This is a genomic window from Mycobacterium sp. E796 (assembly GCF_001672815.1).
In the GTDB taxonomy this organism is placed as follows: Bacteria; Actinomycetota; Actinomycetes; order Mycobacteriales; family Mycobacteriaceae; genus Mycobacterium.
The window spans coordinates 83,858-100,761 of sequence record NZ_LZKK01000033.1; the positions used below are offsets into that span (position 1 = coordinate 83,858).

At 67.0% G+C, this 16,904-nt stretch carries 15 protein-coding genes and 2 pseudogenes; 13 read left to right on the plus strand and 4 right to left on the minus strand.

Annotated elements, in window-relative coordinates; translation table 11 throughout:
* Positions 1 to 28 precede the first annotated feature (28 nt).
* Positions 29 to 1,048, minus strand: coding sequence for an NAD(P)-dependent alcohol dehydrogenase (locus tag A5706_RS03085; protein ID WP_082964166.1), 1,020 nt, complete (start codon positions 1,046 to 1,048; stop codon positions 29 to 31).
* Positions 1,049 to 1,185: 137 nt separating this feature from the next.
* Here A5706_RS03085 and A5706_RS03090 point away from each other — a divergent pair, with 137 nt between their 5' ends.
* The 3 genes from A5706_RS03090 to A5706_RS03100 are packed head-to-tail and all read left to right on the plus strand — an operon-like array spanning position 1,186 to position 3,656.
* Positions 1,186 to 1,995, plus strand: coding sequence for an acyl-CoA thioesterase II (locus A5706_RS03090; protein WP_068126912.1), 810 nt, complete (start codon positions 1,186 to 1,188; stop codon positions 1,993 to 1,995).
* Between the two features lie 40 nt (positions 1,996 to 2,035).
* Positions 2,036 to 2,554, plus strand: a complete 519-nt coding sequence (locus A5706_RS03095) for a nuclear transport factor 2 family protein (RefSeq protein WP_068126915.1) — start codon at positions 2,036 to 2,038, stop codon at positions 2,552 to 2,554.
* 7 nt (positions 2,555 to 2,561) lie between these two features.
* Positions 2,562 to 3,656: an NAD(P)-dependent oxidoreductase gene (locus A5706_RS03100; RefSeq protein WP_068126917.1), complete on the plus strand. Its 1,095-nt coding sequence runs from the start codon at positions 2,562 to 2,564 to the stop codon at positions 3,654 to 3,656.
* Between the two features lie 2 nt (positions 3,657 to 3,658).
* Here the strand turns inward: A5706_RS03100 and A5706_RS03105 are convergent, their stop codons facing one another.
* Complete coding sequence (locus A5706_RS03105; RefSeq protein ID WP_231984991.1) at positions 3,659 to 4,657, minus strand: NAD-dependent epimerase/dehydratase family protein; 999 nt, start codon at positions 4,655 to 4,657, stop codon at positions 3,659 to 3,661.
* Positions 4,642 to 5,613, minus strand: a complete 972-nt coding sequence (locus A5706_RS03110) for an aldo/keto reductase (protein WP_068126919.1) — start codon at positions 5,611 to 5,613, stop codon at positions 4,642 to 4,644. The genes A5706_RS03105 and A5706_RS03110 overlap by 16 nt, the downstream gene beginning before the upstream one ends.
* 54 nt (positions 5,614 to 5,667) lie before the next feature.
* Here A5706_RS03110 and A5706_RS03115 point away from each other — a divergent pair, with 54 nt between their 5' ends.
* The 10 genes and pseudogenes from A5706_RS03115 to A5706_RS03160 all read left to right on the plus strand — a co-directional run.
* Complete coding sequence (locus A5706_RS03115; RefSeq protein WP_068126921.1) at positions 5,668 to 7,011, plus strand: acyltransferase; 1,344 nt, start codon at positions 5,668 to 5,670, stop codon at positions 7,009 to 7,011.
* A 206-nt stretch (positions 7,012 to 7,217) separates the two neighbouring features.
* Complete coding sequence (locus tag A5706_RS03120) at positions 7,218 to 7,451, plus strand: hypothetical protein (RefSeq protein WP_231984993.1); 234 nt, start codon at positions 7,218 to 7,220, stop codon at positions 7,449 to 7,451.
* A 78-nt stretch (positions 7,452 to 7,529) separates the two neighbouring features.
* A complete protein-coding gene (locus A5706_RS03125) occupies positions 7,530 to 8,198 on the plus strand; it encodes a TetR/AcrR family transcriptional regulator (protein WP_068126932.1) in 669 nt (222 codons plus the stop codon).
* 636 nt (positions 8,199 to 8,834) lie between these two features.
* Positions 8,835 to 9,548 (plus strand): MlaE family ABC transporter permease, encoded by a 714-nt coding sequence (locus tag A5706_RS03130; protein ID WP_369830390.1) that lies wholly within the window; start codon positions 8,835 to 8,837, stop codon positions 9,546 to 9,548.
* Positions 9,548 to 10,420, plus strand: coding sequence for an ABC transporter permease (locus A5706_RS03135; RefSeq protein WP_068126937.1), 873 nt, complete (start codon positions 9,548 to 9,550; stop codon positions 10,418 to 10,420). The genes A5706_RS03130 and A5706_RS03135 overlap by 1 nt, the downstream gene beginning before the upstream one ends.
* Positions 10,421 to 10,426: 6 nt before the next feature.
* Positions 10,427 to 11,752 carry an MCE family protein gene (locus A5706_RS03140; protein ID WP_068126939.1) on the plus strand — a complete coding sequence of 442 codons (1,326 nt, stop codon included), beginning with the start codon at positions 10,427 to 10,429 and terminating at the stop codon, positions 11,750 to 11,752.
* On the plus strand, positions 11,749 to 12,789 hold the full coding sequence (locus A5706_RS03145) for a virulence factor Mce family protein (RefSeq protein WP_068126940.1): 1,041 nt from the start codon (positions 11,749 to 11,751) through the stop codon (positions 12,787 to 12,789). Before A5706_RS03140 ends, A5706_RS03145 begins: the two co-directional genes overlap by 4 nt.
* Positions 12,786 to 14,345 (plus strand): virulence factor Mce family protein, encoded by a 1,560-nt coding sequence (locus tag A5706_RS03150; RefSeq protein WP_068126943.1) that lies wholly within the window; start codon positions 12,786 to 12,788, stop codon positions 14,343 to 14,345. Before A5706_RS03145 ends, A5706_RS03150 begins: the two co-directional genes overlap by 4 nt.
* Entirely contained in the window at positions 14,342 to 15,910 is a 1,569-nt protein-coding gene (locus A5706_RS03155; protein ID WP_068126946.1) for a virulence factor Mce family protein, read from the plus strand. Before A5706_RS03150 ends, A5706_RS03155 begins: the two co-directional genes overlap by 4 nt.
* Before the next feature lie 20 nt (positions 15,911 to 15,930).
* Positions 15,931 to 16,689 (plus strand): annotated as a pseudogene (locus A5706_RS03160) (MCE family protein); the annotation flags it as partial.
* Here A5706_RS03160 and A5706_RS31980 read toward each other — a convergent pair.
* Positions 16,683 to 16,904 (minus strand): annotated as a pseudogene (locus tag A5706_RS31980) (mammalian cell entry protein); the annotation flags it as partial. The pseudogenes A5706_RS03160 and A5706_RS31980 sit on opposite strands and share 7 nt — an antisense overlap.

The window sequence follows — 16,904 nt, forward strand, 5'->3', positions numbered from 1 at the left end:
TACAGGTCGTTGCCTTCAGGTGGTTTGGTCAGGGGATGGTGATGGCGATCTTGCCGACGTGTTCGCCGGCACGCATCACCGCCAGCGCCTCGTCCAGCTGCTGCCAGTCGAAGACGTGGCTGATGTGGGGCTTGATGCCGGTGGCCGATATCAAATCGCACAGCGCCTGGTGCGAACGAACGCTGCCCACCGTGATTCCGACGATTCTCAGGTTGTTGAGCATCACTTCGGCGACCGAGATGGGCGCCGTGTCGAATCCGCTGAGGACGCCGATCACCGCGACAGTGCCTCCCACCCGCGCCGAGTGCACCGACTTCGCCAGCGTGGCGGGCCCGCCGAGGTCGACAATCAGGTCGGCGCCCCTTCCGGCGGTCAGTCGCTTCACCTCGATCTCCCAGTCCTGGGTCGCCCGGTAGTTGATGAGATGCGTTGCGCCCAAATCGGATCCGATTTTCAGCTTGTCGTCGGACGACGACGTCAAAATCACCGTGGCGCCCAACGCCCGGGCGAGCTGCACCGTGAACAGCGATACGCCGCCAGTTCCCTGGGTCACCACGACGTCGCCGGGACCGATGTTGGCCTCCGTCAGCGCACTGAATGCCGTCACGCCGGCACACGGCACGGTTGCGGCTTCAACGTCGTTGAGGTGCGCGGGCGTGCGGACCAGACCCGAGGCGGCGGTGACGCGGTACTGCTGCAACCACCCGTCTTCGGTGTCGCCGGGCAGCTCAAGTTTCGATTCCGGCGTGGGCGGCCCATCGAGCCAACCGGGGTGGAACGCCCCCATGACGCGGTCGCCCACTTGCAGCTCGTCCACGTCGGGCCCGACCGCGACCACCTCTCCCGCACCGTCGCTCATCGGCACGCGCGGCCACGGGCCCGGGAGCAGCCCCATGAGGTTGATGTTGTCGTGAAAGTTCAGGCTCGACGCCCTCACCCTGACCAGGGCCTGGCCCGGGCCCGGTTCGTCGACCGGCCGGTCCACGGTCTCGAGGGGCGCGCCGGGCCCCGGCATCACCACCGCACGCTGACGATCGGGGATGTTCATGCGATTCGGCTCCTCACGTTCGGCGTGGCACCAGCCGTGACCCCGACCCGGCGGCCAAGCCCGGCGGGAAGTAGTCTGCCGACGACTCGCATCGGCGTGCGACCACTGCCTGATGCTATGGCGATCAAGGAATCCGCGTGACGGGCACACACCCTTTTGACACCGCGCTCGACCTCGGCGTGATCGATGCCGACGTCAGGCGGGGCGCGACCCATCCGGAGTGGGCCAACATGGTGGGCCCGTTCGGCGGAATCACCGCGGCCGCCATGGTGCGGGCCATCGACACGCACCCCGACCGGATCGGTGAGCCGTTGGCATTGACCGTCAACTTCGCCGCGCCGGTCGCCGACGGCAGCTTCGACCTGTCACTTCGGGCCGTTCGCACAAACCGCACCAATCAGCACTGGAACGTCGAACTCGGCCAGGACGGCGAGGCCAAGGCCACGGCGACGGCGGTGTTCGCGACGATCCGCGAGAGCTGGGCGGACACCGAAGCCCGCCCGCCGAGCGCGCCGCCGCCGGAAGAGATCGAACCCAGGAGCATGGGTCACGTCGTCCGTTGGGCGGACCTCTACGACATGCGGTTCGCCGAAGGCCCGCTCCCGGGCGCCGACGAGCGACCCAGTCCGTCGTCGACGACCACGTTGTGGGTGCGCGACAAAGCGCAACGCCCCGTCGATTATCCGGCACTCGCCGCCCTTAGCGACGTGTTCTACCCGCGGGTCTTCCTGCGCCGCGGCGGTGTCGCGCCGGCCGGGACGATCTCGATGACGGCCTATTTCCTTGCCGATCAGGACCAGCTTGACGCCGTTAAGGGTGACTTCGTCTTGGCCACCGCCCACGCCAACCGCTTCTCCGGCGGTTACTTCGACCAGAGCGCCCAGGTATGGAGCCGGGACGGTGTACTGCTGGCCACCACCCACCAGATCGTCTACTTCAAAGGCTGAAAGGTTACAGTTTCGGGGTGAAGTGTCACGCTGGGCCGCGATGACGGGGCGCGCCGCCGAAGATCACGCCACCGCGTCGCTGGCGATCGAGGCCATCAAACAGCTCAAAGCCCGCTACTGCCGGTACCTCGACACCAAGGACTGGGCGGCGTGGCGGGCGCTGTTCGCCGACGACTTCGTCAGCGACACGTCCGAGGCCGGCGGCAAGCTCGTCGTCGGCGCCGACGAGTTCGTGGCGTTCACCCGCAAAGGCATCGGACGCCCCACGCAGGCGACGGCGCACCAGGTGCACGCGCCCGAGATCGAGCTGACGTCGGCGACGACGGCGCGCGGCGTATGGGCCCTGCAGGATGTGGTTCGCTTCGGGCCGGGCGTGACGCTGGTCGGCTACGGCCACTACCACGAGACCTACGAGAGCATCGACGGGCAGTGGCTTATCAAGAGCTCCAAGCTGACTCGGCTGCGGGAGGACATCGTCACCCCGCTGTTCTCGATCTATATCTCCGACCGTATTCGGCGGGCGGCCACCAAGCTCGCCGGCCGACTGATGGAGCCGTGATACGCCGATGGGTGTTGGCACCATTTTGATCACCGGGGCGTTCGGCCAGGTTGGGAGGCGATGCGCGCAGATCCTGCTCGACCGGGGACGGACAGTCGTCGCCACCGACCTGCGGACCGACAAGACCGTCGCCGCCGAGGCCGAGTTGTCCCAGGGCGCGGGCAAGTTGATCCCGGCCTACATCGACCTGCTGAACGCCGAGGCGGTGGGCGATCTGGTCGCGACCCATCGGCCCGAAGCGATCATTCACCTCGCCGCCCTCATTTCGCCGCCGTCGTATCGCAATCCCGCGCTGGCCAGGCGAGTCAACGTCGGGGGTACCGAGACCCTGCTGGCGGCGGCCGCCCAACTGCCCGATCCCCCGCTGTTCCTGATGGCCTCCAGCGCCGCGGTCTACGGGTCGCGCAATCCGTACCGCTACCCCGAGCGGATCACGCCGGAGACGCCGGTGCAGCCGATCGACCAGTACGGCGAGGACAAGGTGCTGGCCGAGGCGGCGATCCGGGCCAGCGGCCTGCCGTATGCGATGTTTCGGCTGGGCGGGGTGATCTCGCCGGATACCCAAGCGAGCATCAGCGGCGACCACTTGCTCCTGATGCGTTCGCTACCCAGCGACAACCGCATCCACATGGTGGACGCGCGCGACGTGGCGCTGGCGTTCGCCAACGCCGTGGATCGGGGTGCCAGCATCGCCGGCAAGGTGCTGCTGATCGGCGGCAACGAATCGTATGTGATGCTGCAGCGCGACCTCGAGGACGAGCTGATGACCGCCGCGGGCCTGGGGCGGCTCGGCCCCTCGGCGAGCCTGCCCGGCGACCCCGGCGACGACCGCGGCTGGAGTTTCACCGGATGGTTCGACACCACTGAAGCCCAAGCGCTGCTTGACTTTCAGGAGCACGACTGGCACGAGTCCAAGGCCTGGGTCGCCGAATCCCAGGGCCGCATTCGCATCGTCCTGTGCGCCCTGGGCCCGATCCTGCGACCGGTGCTGCGCGCCCTGCTCAAGCTGCAGCGCCGCGTGGAGGGCAGGGGTCCGTACGCCGACCCGTGGGCGCTGATCGAGAAGAAGTACGGGCCCGCGGCGCTGGCCGCCGCGGAGTAGGGCTACTTCCGGGAAGCGAAGAAGACCGCGGCCTTGCGGATCGAGTCTTCGACGGGTTCCGGTTTCCACCCCAGTTCGCGCTCGGCCTTACCGTGGTCGAGTGGCGACATCAGCTCCGCCATGCGAATTCCCGCGTAGGCGAACGGAAGATCTCGGTGCAGCAGCCGCGCCACCAGATCGTTGACGCGTGCACCGGCGCGCAGCACCGAAATCGGAATGCCGAAGCGCGGCGGTCGCCTGCCGACGGCGGTGGCGGCGATCTGGTGCAGCTCCCGGACGCTCATGTATCGGTCGGAGACGATGTAACGCTCGCCGTTTCGTCCCCGTTCGGCGGCCAAAAGCATTGCCCTGGCGGCATCTTCGATGCCCACGACCTCCGACGAGTAGCCGAAGTAGAACGGGAAACGCCCCTTGGCGACGAGGGCGATCAGGGAGCCGTGCGGCGTCGGCGCCCAATCGCCGGGACCGTAGGTGGTGGAGATGCACATCGCCACGGCGGGCAGCCCCCGCTCTCGGGCGTACGACAGCAGCAGGTTCTCGCCGGCCACCCGGGCCTCGATGTAGGGGCCGCCCTGGTCCCAGTTGTGCGGGTCGTCTTCGGTGACCGGCCGGCTGTCGCTGATCGCCAAAGACCCCGCGGTGCTGGTGTATACGAACCTCTGCAGGTCGGCATCCAGGGCGGCGTCCAGAACGTGCCGCAGCCCTTCGACGTTGGTACGAAACAATGGCGCCGGATCGCGCAGCCACATCCGGGCGTCGACCACGCAGTAGTACACGACGTCACAGCCGGCCATCGCGACACGCAGGGCGTCGTCGTCGAAGACGTCGCCGTAGCAGCGCTCGACGGGGAGGTCCTCGATCCCCTGGGTGGAACTGGTGCGGCGCAACATGACTCGCACATCGGCGCCCGAGGCGACGAGCTGCCGCGTGACATGGGACCCGAGGAAACCGCTGGCCCCGATCACCAGCTTCATCTTGGCGCCCACTAGCGATCGATCCATCCCATTTGCGCCTCGGCGTGGTGGCCGCCGACGGGTGGGGTGAGTCGGTCGATCCTCGCCAGTTGGTCGGGGGTGAGCTCGACGGTGTCGGCGGCAACGTTCTCTTCCAGGAGGGCGACGCGCTTGGTCCCCGGAATCGGCACGATGTCAGGACCTTTCGCCAGCAGCCAGGCCAACGCCACCTGGGCCGGGGTGGCGCCCACGTCGGCGGCGATGTCACGCAGCTCGTCCGCGCTGCGCAGGTTGTGCTCGAAGTTCTCGTCGAAGAAGCGGGGGTTGGTCTTGCGATAGTCGCTGTCGGGAAGCTCCCCGTTGGAGCGAATGGCGCCGGTGAGGAACCCGCGGCCCAGCGGCGAGTAGGCGACGAACCCGATGCCGAGTTCGCGTAGCACGTCGAGCACCCCGTCCTCGGGGTCGCGGGTCCACACCGAGTATTCGGACTGCACCGCGGTGATGGGATGCACGGCCTGGGCCCGGCGAATGGTGTTGACGCCCACTTCGGAAAGACCGATGTGCCGGATCTTTCCGGCTGCCACCAGCTCGGCCAGGGCTCCGATGGTGTCTTCGATCGGGGTCTCGCGATCGAGGCGGTGTTGGTAGTAGAGGTCGATGTGGTCGGTCGCCAGCCTCTTCAGGGACCCCTCCACCGCGGTGCGGATGCTGGCGGGGCTGCTGTCGAGGCCGTTACGCCCGGTGTGCGAGATCAGGCCGAACTTTGTCGCCAGCACCACCCGGTCGCGGCGGCCCTGCAGGGCGCGGGCGACGAGTTCCTCGTTCACGTAGGGCCCGTAGACCTCGGCGGTGTCGATCAACGTGACGCCGAGGTCGATGGCGCGATGAATGGTGCGAATCGATTCGGGGTCGTCGGTGCCAGCGCCGGCATAGGCGACGGACATGCCCATCGCGCCCAGGCCAAGCCGTCCGACTTCGAGTTGCGCGAGATGAGCCCGTTTCATGGCCCCATTGTGCGCCGGGCGCCTCCGGGCCATCGGGCGGGTAGCGTTGCGCTCGTGCAGGACACAGCGCGACCGGCCCGCAATCTGGCGGTCGACTTCTACCGCGTGTCGGGTGTGGTCCTGATCGTCCTGGGGCATTGGTTGGCCGGCTCGGTGACGTATCACGACGGATCTTTCGGTCGGCAGAACCCGCTCGTCGACATACCCTGGACCCAGTGGCTGACCTGGATTTTCCAGGCGGTTCCGGTGTTTTTTCTGGCGGCCGGGTACGCCGGCGCGGTGTCGTGGACCCATCGATGCGGCGCCGAGGGGTTCTCCCGAGAGGTCTGGCTTCGGCATCGTCTGGCGCGAGTGCTCGGGCCGACGGCGGTCTACATCACGATCGTGTCGGTAACCGTCATGGTTCTAGTTGCCTGCGGTGTGCCCAGCGCGGTGCTGGAATATGCGGGTTGGGCGGTGGCGATGCATCTATGGTTCCTCGCCGTCTACCTAGTGGTGGTGTCTCTGACGCCGATTGCGATTGCGGCGCAACGCCGCTGGGGGCTCTTGGTGCCGGGCGTGCTGGCGGTGGGGGTAGCGGTCCTGGATGTCGCCACGATCGTGGGCCACGTGCCCTACATTGGCTGGCTGAACTACTTCGTCTGCTGGGGGGCGCTCTATCAGCTCGGAATAGCGTGGTATTGCGGGCTATTGGCCGGCCGCAGACCGGTGCTGCTGGCGGCCGGTTCGGGGGTTGCGCTGGCGCTGTTGATCTGGCTCGCGGGGTATCCGGTCAGCATGATCGGCGTTCCCGGCCAGGCGGTGCAGAACACGACGCCGCCCACCGTGGCGATGCTGGCCTTCGCCTGCGCGCAGGCGGGGTTGGTGATGACGCTCGCGCCCGCGCTCAACCGGGCGCTGCGCGCGCGTTGGGTCAAGCGGGCGCTGGCCGTCGGCAACAACAACGTGATGGCGCTGTACCTCTGGCACATGATTCCGGTCGTGATCGTTGCAATCGTCGCGTATCCGGCGGGCCTGCTGCCCCAACCGCCGGAGGGAACGGGGCTGTGGTGGCTGGCTCGGCTGGAGTGGGTGGTCGTCCTCGGCGTGGTGACGGCGGTCGAACTCGTGTTGTTGTGGTCGTTGCGGCGTCTTTTCGCCGCTCCGCTGCCCATGCTCGGTGTGCCCCTCACCGAACGCTGGGGGGAAGTGATCATGCTGGTCGGTGCCGCGCTGGCCGCCGCTGGCCTGCATTTCTTTGCCTACGCGGGGTTCGCCCCGGACGGCCGCTTACCATGGGCGACCGCCGCGCTGTTCGCCGGCGGAGTGCTGCTGGTGGCCCTTCGCCCGACGAAGACCCGCCGCGGCGCGGTCGATCCGGCACCGCCGACCGGGCGGACTCGGGCGCACCGGGGATAACGGCCTGGCCTCTTCGGCAAGCGACTTACGACCCCTTGAGAGGGGCCGTAATGCCCTGGTCGGAGGCCGGATCTGGGAGAAACGTCTCTGGCAGGTCCCAATGCCCTCGCTAAGGGAGTACGCAGATGTTAGACAGCCTAGCGGTCACCAACAACCACGGCCCTCAAGGGTGCGCCCAGGATGCCGAAGTATTGAAGGAATCCGGTGTGCACAAGCTCGTCGTTCTGGACCGCGATGGCAACTGCTTAGCGTTCGTATTGGCCTGGGACAGTTTCGAATACGATGCGGAGACGGACGCCTACGTGTGCGTCGCCGATCGCGATGGCTCCGAACTTCTGACCGTGTACGCCGCCGGTGAGATCCACTCTGCGCCCGGCGAGAACATGTATGCCGTGACGGCGCCGGACGGGTCCGGTCCGCCACATCGCGGCCACCGCTGACCAAACCGTTACGTGTATTCGCGTCGCCTCACGCTATGATAGACCGTTCGTACGGTTAGTTATGCCGAAGGGTTCAACATGCCCAGGTCTCCTGGCAGGCGTAGCGAGATTCTGGACGCGTTCGTCCGCTATGTCGCCGAACGTGGCTATGACAGAACGAATATCGGCGACATCGCCGACGAACTCGGCATGTCAAAGGGCACAATCGTTCATCACTTCGGCACCAAAGCCCAGATGTTGCGGGAGCTCGAAGAGACCCACCTCGCCCTCCAGCTCGACGTGCTACGGATGGTCTGGGATCGCCTGACGGCCCCGCACGAACGCATCGCCGCAATCATTTTCGCGTCGGCGATGCTGCAGGTGAGCGCCCGCCACGCGACGGTCGCGAGCCAGCGCGAGGTGGTTCAACTGTCCGACGACCCGGCAATGCAGCACGTGCGCAAGCTGCGCGATCAGTTGCAGACGCACGCGATTGACGAAATCCGGAACGGGATCGACGTCGGCGTGTTCCGAAGCGTGGACGTCGAATTGGCGGCGCTGCAGCTGTGGGGATCGCTGGAGTGGATGTGGGTGTGGTTCGATCCGGCCGATTCACGGACGCCTGAAGAAGTCGGCGCCGCTTTCGTCGACGTCTTCCTCGGCGGGCTCCTGCTCGACCGCCTCGGGCTCGCCAAGTGGGCGAACCCGTCCGCGGGCGTCGTCACGGTGGTGCGTGAGTGCCTCGCCGCGGTCACGGCCGGTCGGTGAAACGCGTTGCGCGGGAGCCAAGTTCGCCGATAGTCGGCGTGGACGCGCACCGCTGAGCCGGCTGCGCCGGCAAGTCGCCATGCAACACAAAAAGCCCTGGTAAAACCGGGCGTTCGGCGGATAGCGCACTTTGTTTTGGGCGAAAGCGGGCGAGTTTTGCAATTTATTGACCGCACGTACGGTCTAATGCGATAGTTGCATCGTGGCGCAAACGATGGCGGCGTGGGGCCGGAGGGCGGGGATCCGGGCCGTCGCCTGGGAGGACCACGGTGTCCGCCCGCACCTCGAACGGCGTGGTGCGCGACGCCGGGGGTCGCCCCGAGCACCGTTGGGCCGGATCGTGACGCTCGGCGGTCGGCAAGCGTCATCATTCAAGCCGTCATCGAAATGCCTTATGTCACATATGTTTCTGTGGCATGACCGCTCTACGGGCACGGTTGCGAGTCGGAACGACGCCGGCCGGCTCCGCCTCTCCCCCGCGCCGCCGCGTCGCTCACGTGACCGGCCGGCTAAAGAGCCACAATCCCTTACGCATCCGCCCCGCGGGCCGCGCCGATGACCACCACGCACTCGTTTGCCGGCAAAGTGGGCCAGCGGATCCGGCCGGGTACCGAAGTCGCCGGCGGGTTCTTTCGGATGTGCGTGCTGACCGGCAAGGCCCTGAGGCAGCCGTTCGAGTGGCGCGAGTTCATCTGGACCGGCTGGTTCCTGATGCGGGTGTCGCTGCTGCCGACGATCGCGGTGTCCATCCCGGAAACCGTGCTGCTCATCTTCACGCTCAACCTGCTGCTGGCCGAGATCGGCGCCGCCGACGTCTCCGGTGCAGGTGCCGCGATCGGCGCGGTCACTCAGCTCGGCCCGATCGTGACCGTGCTGGTGGTCGCCGGCGCCGGGGGCACCGCCATCTGCGCCGACCTGGGCGCCCGCACCATCCGCGAGGAGATCGACGCTCTCGAGGTCCTCGGCATCGACCCGATCCACCGGCTGGTGGTGCCGCGGGTTGTCGCGTCGACGATGGTCGCGGTGCTGCTCAACGGGCTCGTGGTCGCAGTGGGCCTGGGCGGTGGCTACCTTTTCAGCGTTTACCTGCAGAACGTCTCGAGCGGCGCTTATCTCTCCACGTTGACGGCGCTGACCGGCCTGCCCGAGGTGGTGATCGCGTTCATCAAGGCCGCGACGTTCGGGCTGATCGCCGGCCTCGTCGGCTGTTACCGCGGGCTCATCGTCCGCGGCGGGTCCAAGGGTCTGGGCACCGCCGTCAACGAGACGGTGGTGCTGTGCTTCATCGCGTTGTTCGCGGTCAACGCGGCGCTGACCACCATCGGTGTCCGCTTCGGAACGGGGCGCTGATGACCGTCACCGCAGCGGATTCCACGGCGCCCGCGCGCTTCTCATGGCCCAGCTTCAGCCGATACGGGGAGGCCCCGGCCCGGGTACTGGTCGAGATCGGGCAGATGGTCTGGTTCGCGATGACGGCCGTCGGGCAGATCCCCTTCGCCATGCGCCGCTACCGCAAAGAGATGTTGCGGATGGTCGCCCAGATGGGAATGGGCACCGGCGCGATGGCCGTGGTCGGCGGCACCGCCGCCATCGTCGGCTTCATCACCCTGTCCGCGGGCTCGCTGGTCGCCATCCAGGGCTACGCGACGCTGGGCAACATCGGTGTCGAGGCGTTCACCGGGTTCTTGGCCGCGCTGGTCAACGTGCGATTCGTGGCGCCCGTGGCCGCGGGTCAGGCGTTGGCCGCGACGGTCGGTGCCGGCGCCACCGCGGAACTGGGCGCCATGCGCATCAGCGAGGAGATCGACGCGCTGGAGGTGATGAGCATCCGGTCCGTCGCGTTCCTGGCGTCCACCCGTGTGGTGGCGGGGCTGGTCGTCATCATCCCGCTCTACGGGTTGGCGATCACCCTGGCCTTCGTGTCCCAACAGGTCACGACGGTTTTCTTCTACGGGCAGTCCGCCGGCACGTACAACCACTACTTCCACACATTCCTGCGCCTCAACGACGTGGGCTGGTCGTTCGCGGAGGTGATCCTGGTCGCGGTGGTCGTGATGACCACCCACTGCTACTACGGCTACACCGCCAGCGGCGGACCGGTCGGCGTCGGCGAAGCCGTCGGCCGGTCGATGCGGCTGTCGTTGATCACGATCGTTGTCGTCGTCGTGCTGACCGCGATGGCGGTCTACGGCAAGAGCCCGAACTTCAACCTCACGGTGTAGCCGCCCATGACGACCCCGACCGCCCCGGCCCCGCAGATCAAGGACCATCCGCCACGGATCCCGCCGTACAAGACGGCGGCCGTCGTCTTCTTGGTGATCGCCGCGGTGGTGTTGTCGTTCGTGTGGCTGCAGTTCCGGGGCCGGCTCACGCCGAAGACGCCCCTGACGATGGTGGCCCCCCGGTCCGGTCTGGTGATGGATCCGAATTCGAAGGTCACCTACAACGGGGTGGAAATCGGCCGGGTGGCCAGCATTTCGCAGATCCAGCGTGATGGCGTGCCGGCGGCCAAGTTCGTCTTGGACGTCCAGCCCAAGTACATCGACCTGATCCCGGCCAACGTGGAAGCCAATATCAAGGCGACCACGGTGTTCGGCAACAAATATGTGTCGCTGACCTCTCCGAAAAACCCTACGCCGCAACGCGTTACCACGAGTCAGGTGATCGAGGCGCGGTCGGTGACGACTGAGTTCAACACGTTGTTCGGGACGATCACCTCGATCGCGGACAAGGTGGACCCGGTCAAGGTGAACCTCACGCTGGCCGCCGCCGCGCAGGCATTGACCGGGCTGGGCGACAAGTTCGGGCAATCGATCGTCAACGGCAACACCATCCTTGACGACATCAATCCGCAAATGCCGCAGATTCGCCACGACATTGCGCGGCTCGCGACCCTCGGCGACACCTACGCGAACGCCGCTCCGGATCTGCTGGACTCCCTCAACCACGCCGTGGTCACGGCGCGCACCCTGCACCGACAGGAGGCCGACCTGGACGCCGCGTTGCTGGCCGCGGCCGGGTTGGGCAACACGGGTGAAGACATTTTCCGACGCGGCGGGCCCTACTTCCAGCGGGGCGCCGCGGACCTGGTGCCCACCGCCCAGCTGCTCGACACCTACAGCCCCGAATTCTTCTGCACCATCCGCAATTACTACGACGAAGAACCCGCCGCCTTCGCGACGACGGGCGGCGGCAACGGCTACGCGCTGAGGACGATGACCGAGCTGACGTCGGGGTTGGGCGGCATCCTGACGCTCCCGGGGCTGGCCGGCACGGTGGCCACCATGGGGCTCCTCGGGCTGGCCGGACTGGTGGGCGGCGCGCCGAATCCCTATGTGTACCCGGACAATCTGCCGCGGGTGAACGCCCGCGGCGGGCCCGGGGGCGCTCCGGGTTGCTGGCAGGGCATCACCCATGACCTGTGGCCCGCGCCCGAGCTGGTGCTGGACACCGGCGCCAGCCTCGCGCCGTACAACCATCTGGACACCGGCTCGCCGTACGCCATCGAGTACGTGTGGGGCCGCCAAGTCGGGGACAACACGATCAACCCATGAAGATCACCGGCTCCGCCATCAAGCTCAGCATCGTCTCGTTCGTGCTGGCGCTGATCACCGTCTCGATCGTGGTGGTGTTCGCCCAGCTGCGCTTCAACCGCACCAACAGCTATACCGCGGAGTTCAGCAATGCCAGCGGCCTCAAAGACGGTCAGTTCGTCCGCGCCTCGGGAGTGGAGGTCGGCAAGGTCAAGAAGGTGAGGCTGGTCGATGGTGGCCGCAAGGCGCAGGTGGACTTCGCCGTCGACCGCTCGATTCCGCTCTACCAGTCGACGACGGCCCAGATCCGCTACCTCGACCTGTTCGCCAACCGCTTCCTGGAACTCAAGCGCGGCGACGGTGCGGGCGCCGACCGCGTGTTGCCGCCGGGCGGATTCATCCCGCTGTCCCGCACCTCGCCGGCCTTAGATCTCGACGCCCTGATCGGTGGTTTCAAACCCCTGTTCCGGGCGCTGGAGCCGGAAAAGGTCAACACCATCGCGTCGGCGATCATCACCGTGTTTCAGGGTCAGGGCGGCACCATCAACGACATCCTCGACCAGACCGCGCAGCTGACCTCGCACCTCGCCGAGCGTGACGAGGCGATCGGCGAGGTGGTCAAGAATCTGAATGTGGTGCTGGACACCACGGTTCGGCATCGCAAGGAATTCGACCAGACGGTCGACAACTTCGAGCGGTTGATCACCGGGCTGGAAAACCACGCCGACCCGCTTGCCGCCGGCACCGCGAACATCAGCAACGCCGCCGGCACCGTGGCCAACCTGCTGGCCGACAACCGCGCTCTGCTGCACAAGGAGATCGACTACCTGCAGGCGCTCCAGCAGCCGCTCGTGGACCAACGCGATCAGCTCAGCGATCTGATCCACAAGACGCCGACCGCGCTCAACCTGATCGGGCGCAGCATCGGCCTCTACGGCGACTGGGTGAACTTCTACCTCTGCGACCTGACGATCAAGTGGAACGGGCTACAGGCCGGCGGCCCGGTCCGGACGGTCAGGATCTGGCAGCAGCCCACGGGCAGGTGCTCACCGCAATGAGAACGCTGACCGAATTCAACCGCAGCCGTGTGGGTCTCATGGGCATTACGGTGTTGATTCTCGGCGTCGTGGTCGGCCAAAGCTTCACCAGCGTACCGATGATCTTCGCCACTCCGAGCTTCTACGGCCAGTTCACCGACACCGGCCAACTGAACAAGGGCGACAAGGTACGCATCTCCGGCGTGAATGTCGGCAAGGTGGAGTCCTTCGCGATCGACGGCGACCATGTCCTGATCAAGTTCAACATCGGCGCCAACACCATCGGCACCGAAAGCCGGCTCGCGATCAAGACCGACACCATCCTGGGCAAGAAAGTTCTCGAGATCGAGCCGCGCGGAAACCAGACGTTGAAGCCGGGCAGCGTCTTGCCGCTGAGCCAAAGCACCACCCCCTATCAGCTCTACGACGCGAACTTCGACATCACCCGGGCCGCCGCCGGCTGGGACATCGACACCGTCAAGCGCTCGCTGAACGTCTTGTCGCAGACCATCGACCAGACCTACCCGCACCTGAGCGCCACGCTCGACGGGTTGACCAAGTTCTCCGACACCATCGGCAAGCGCGACGAACAGATCAAGCACCTCCTCGCGCAGGCCCATCAGGTGGCCGGCGTGCTCGGTGACCGCAGCGAACAGATCAACCGATTGCTGGTCAACGCCAAGACGCTGCTGGTCGCGTTCAACGAGCGCGGCCGGGCCATCGACGCCCTGCTGCAAAACGTTTCGGCATTCTCGACGCAGGTGCAGAGGTTCATCAACGACAACCCGAACCTCAACCCCGTGCTGGAGCAGTTGCACGCCATCACCGACGTGCTGGTGGCGCGCAAGGACGACCTGGCCCAAACCCTCACCTATGTGAGCCAATTCGCCGCGTCGCTGGGCGAATCCGTCGCGTCGGGACCGTACTTCAAGATCGTGCTGTCCAACCTCTTGCCGTACTGGATCCTGCAGCCGTTCGTCGACGCCGCCTTCAAGAAGCGTGGTATCGATCCGGAGGACTTCTGGCGTAGCGCCGGGCTGCCCGAGTTCCGCTGGCCCGACCCGAACGGGACCCGGTTCCCCAACGGGGCGCCACCGCCGGCACCTCCGGTGCTGGAGGGCACGCCCGATCATCCGGGACCGGCCGTCCCGCCGGGAACGGCGTGTTCGTACACACCACCGGCCGACGCGCTGCCGCGGCCGTGGAACCCGTTGCCGTGCACGGGCGTTAACGTCGGCCCGTTCGGCGGCAGCTTCCCGGCGCCGATGGACGTGCAGGCCTCGCCGCCGAACCCGAACGGTCTGCCCCCGACGCCGGGAATCGCGATCGCCGGGCGGCCGGGCGAACCGCCCCCGGACGTGCCGGGCACACCCGTGCCACTGCCGACCCAGGCACCGCCGGGCGCGCGCACCGAGAACCTGCAGCCTGCCGGCCCGCTGCCGCCACCGTCGACATTCGCGCCCGCCCTGCCTCCGGGGCCACCCGCGCCGCCCGGACCCGGGAATCAACTGCCGGCCCCGTTCATCAATCCCGGCGGCACGGGAGGCAGCGGCATCACGGGAGGTAACCAGAATTGAGTGCCGTCAACACATTTCGCAACCTGCGGGCCCGGAGGGTCATCGGGGTGCTGGTGGTGGCGCTGGCGGTGCTGGCCGGATACCTCGGGTTGCAGCTCTACAACAAGCTGACGACCAACACGGTGGTCGCGTACTTCCCGGAGGCGAACGCGCTCTATGCCGGGGACAAGGTGCAGATTATGGGCGTCCGCGTTGGTGCGGTCGACAAGATCGAGCCGGCCGGCGACAAGATGAGGGTGACGTTTCACTACGAGAACAAATACAAGGTGCCCGCCAACGCGTCCGCCGTGATCGTTAACCCAACCCTGGTGGCGTCGCGCAACATTCAGTTGGAGCCGCCCTACAAGGGCGGCCCGGTGATGGGCGACAACGCGGTGATCCCCATCGAGCGCACGCAGGTCCCGACGGAGTGGGACCAACTGAGCCAGAGCGTCGCCAACGTCATCAACAAGTTGGGCCCGACACCCGAGCAGCCGAAGGGCCCGTTCGGTGACGCCATCGAGTCGTTCGCGGACGGGCTGGCCGGCAAAGGCAAGCAGATCAACACCACGCTGAACAGCCTGTCGCGGGCGCTGACCGCGCTGAACGAGGGCCGCGGGGACTTCTTCGCGGTGGTGCACAGCCTGGCACAGTTCGTCAACGCCCTGCACAAGGACGATCAGCAGTTCGTCGCGCTGAACCAGAATCTGGCCCAATTCACCGACAAGCTGACCGGGTCCGATCGCGAGCTGGCCACGGCGATACAGCAGTTCGACTCCCTCCTGTCCACGCTGCGGCCGTTCTTGGACAAGAACCGCGGGGTGTTGACAAGCGACATCGACAACCTCGCCACCGTGACCAACACGCTGGTGCAGCCCGATCCGCTGAATGGTTTGGAGACCGCCCTGCACGTGCTTCCCACGCTGGAGACGAACCTCAGCCAGATCTATCACCCGACGCACGGCGCGGTCATGTCCATCCCGGCGATCCCGAACTTCGCGAACCCAATGCAGTTCGTCTGCAGCATGATTCAGGCCGGCAGCCGGCTGGGCTACCAAGATTCCGCCGAACTGTGTGCGCAATACCTGGCGCCGGTCCTCGATGCGATCAAGTTCAACTACCTGCCCTTCGGGCTGAACCTGTTTTCCACCGCCGAGACGCTGCCCAAGGAGGTCGCCTACTCGGAGCCCCGGCTGCAGCCGCCGAACGGGTACAAGGACACGACGGTGCCCGGGATCTGGGTGCCCGACACCCCGTTGTCGCACCGCAACACCCAGCCCGGCTGGGTCGTTGCCCCGGGGATGCAAGGGCAGCAGGTGGGGCCGATCACCGCGGGCCTGTTGACCCCCGACTCGCTGGCCGAACTGATGGGCGGCCCGGACATCGCGCCCCCGCAATCGGGGCTGCAGACGCCGCCGGGACCACCGAATGCCTACGACGAGAACCCGGTGCTACCACCGATCGGCGTGCGCGCCCCGCAGGTGCCGATCCCGCCGCCGGCGCCCGGGCCGGGTGTGATCCCGGGGCCGGTCGCACCGACGCCCCCGCCCGCAGCGGCGGCCGTTTCGGCGGGACTGGGATCGTGAACACGCTGCGCGCCTTCGGCATTCGCGTCCGGCACCGGGCGCGGCAGGCGGTGGCCCTGCTGGTCGCCACCGCGGCGCTGACGTCCTGCGCGAAGTGGCACGGAATCGCGAACGTTCCGATGCCGGGCGGGCCGGGCAGCGGGCCCGGCTCGTACATCATCTACGTGCAGATGCCCGACACGCTGGCCCTGAACGACAACAGCCGGGTGCGGGTGGCCGATGTCTTCGTCGGCACGGTGCGCGCGATCGCCCTGAAGAACTGGGTGGCCACGCTGACGCTGCGGGTGGACAAGAGCGTCAAGTTGCCGCGGAACGCGACCGCCAAGATCGGGCAGACCAGCCTGCTGGGCTCCCAGCACATCGAGCTGGCCGCGCCACCCAACCCCTCGCCGGAGCCGCTGAGGCCGGGCGACACCATCCCGCTGCAAAACGCGTCGGCTTACCCCACGACCGAGCAGACGCTTGCGAGTCTCGCCATGATCTTGCGCGGGGGTGGCATCCCGAACCTCGAAACGCTGCAGAACGAGGTGTACAACATCGTGCACGGGCGGGCCGACCAGATCCGTGCCTTCCTCGGCAAGCTGGACACCTTCACCGCCCGGCTCAACGAGCAGACCGATGACATCACCCGAGCCATCGACTCCACCAACCGGCTGCTGGCGTACGTGGGTCCCCGCTCGGACGTCATCGATCGGGTCCTCACCGAATTCCCGCCCCTGCTCAAGCATTTCGCCGACAAGCAAAACCTCTTGATCAACGCGGTCGACGCGACCGGCCGCACCAGGATCAGCTTCAGCGCGCGGATCAGATAGGGGGCGCCACGGCCCAGTTCCCGCAACGGGCATTGCAGCGCCAGCAGGTCCTGGTGCAGGTCGCCCCGGGAGGCGGACAGGTATTGGTCGGCGACCTGGCTGAGTCGGCCGGTCGCGTCGACCGCGTTGATCAAGAGGTTTTGCTTGTCGGCGAAATGCTTGAGCAGGGGCGGGAATTCGGT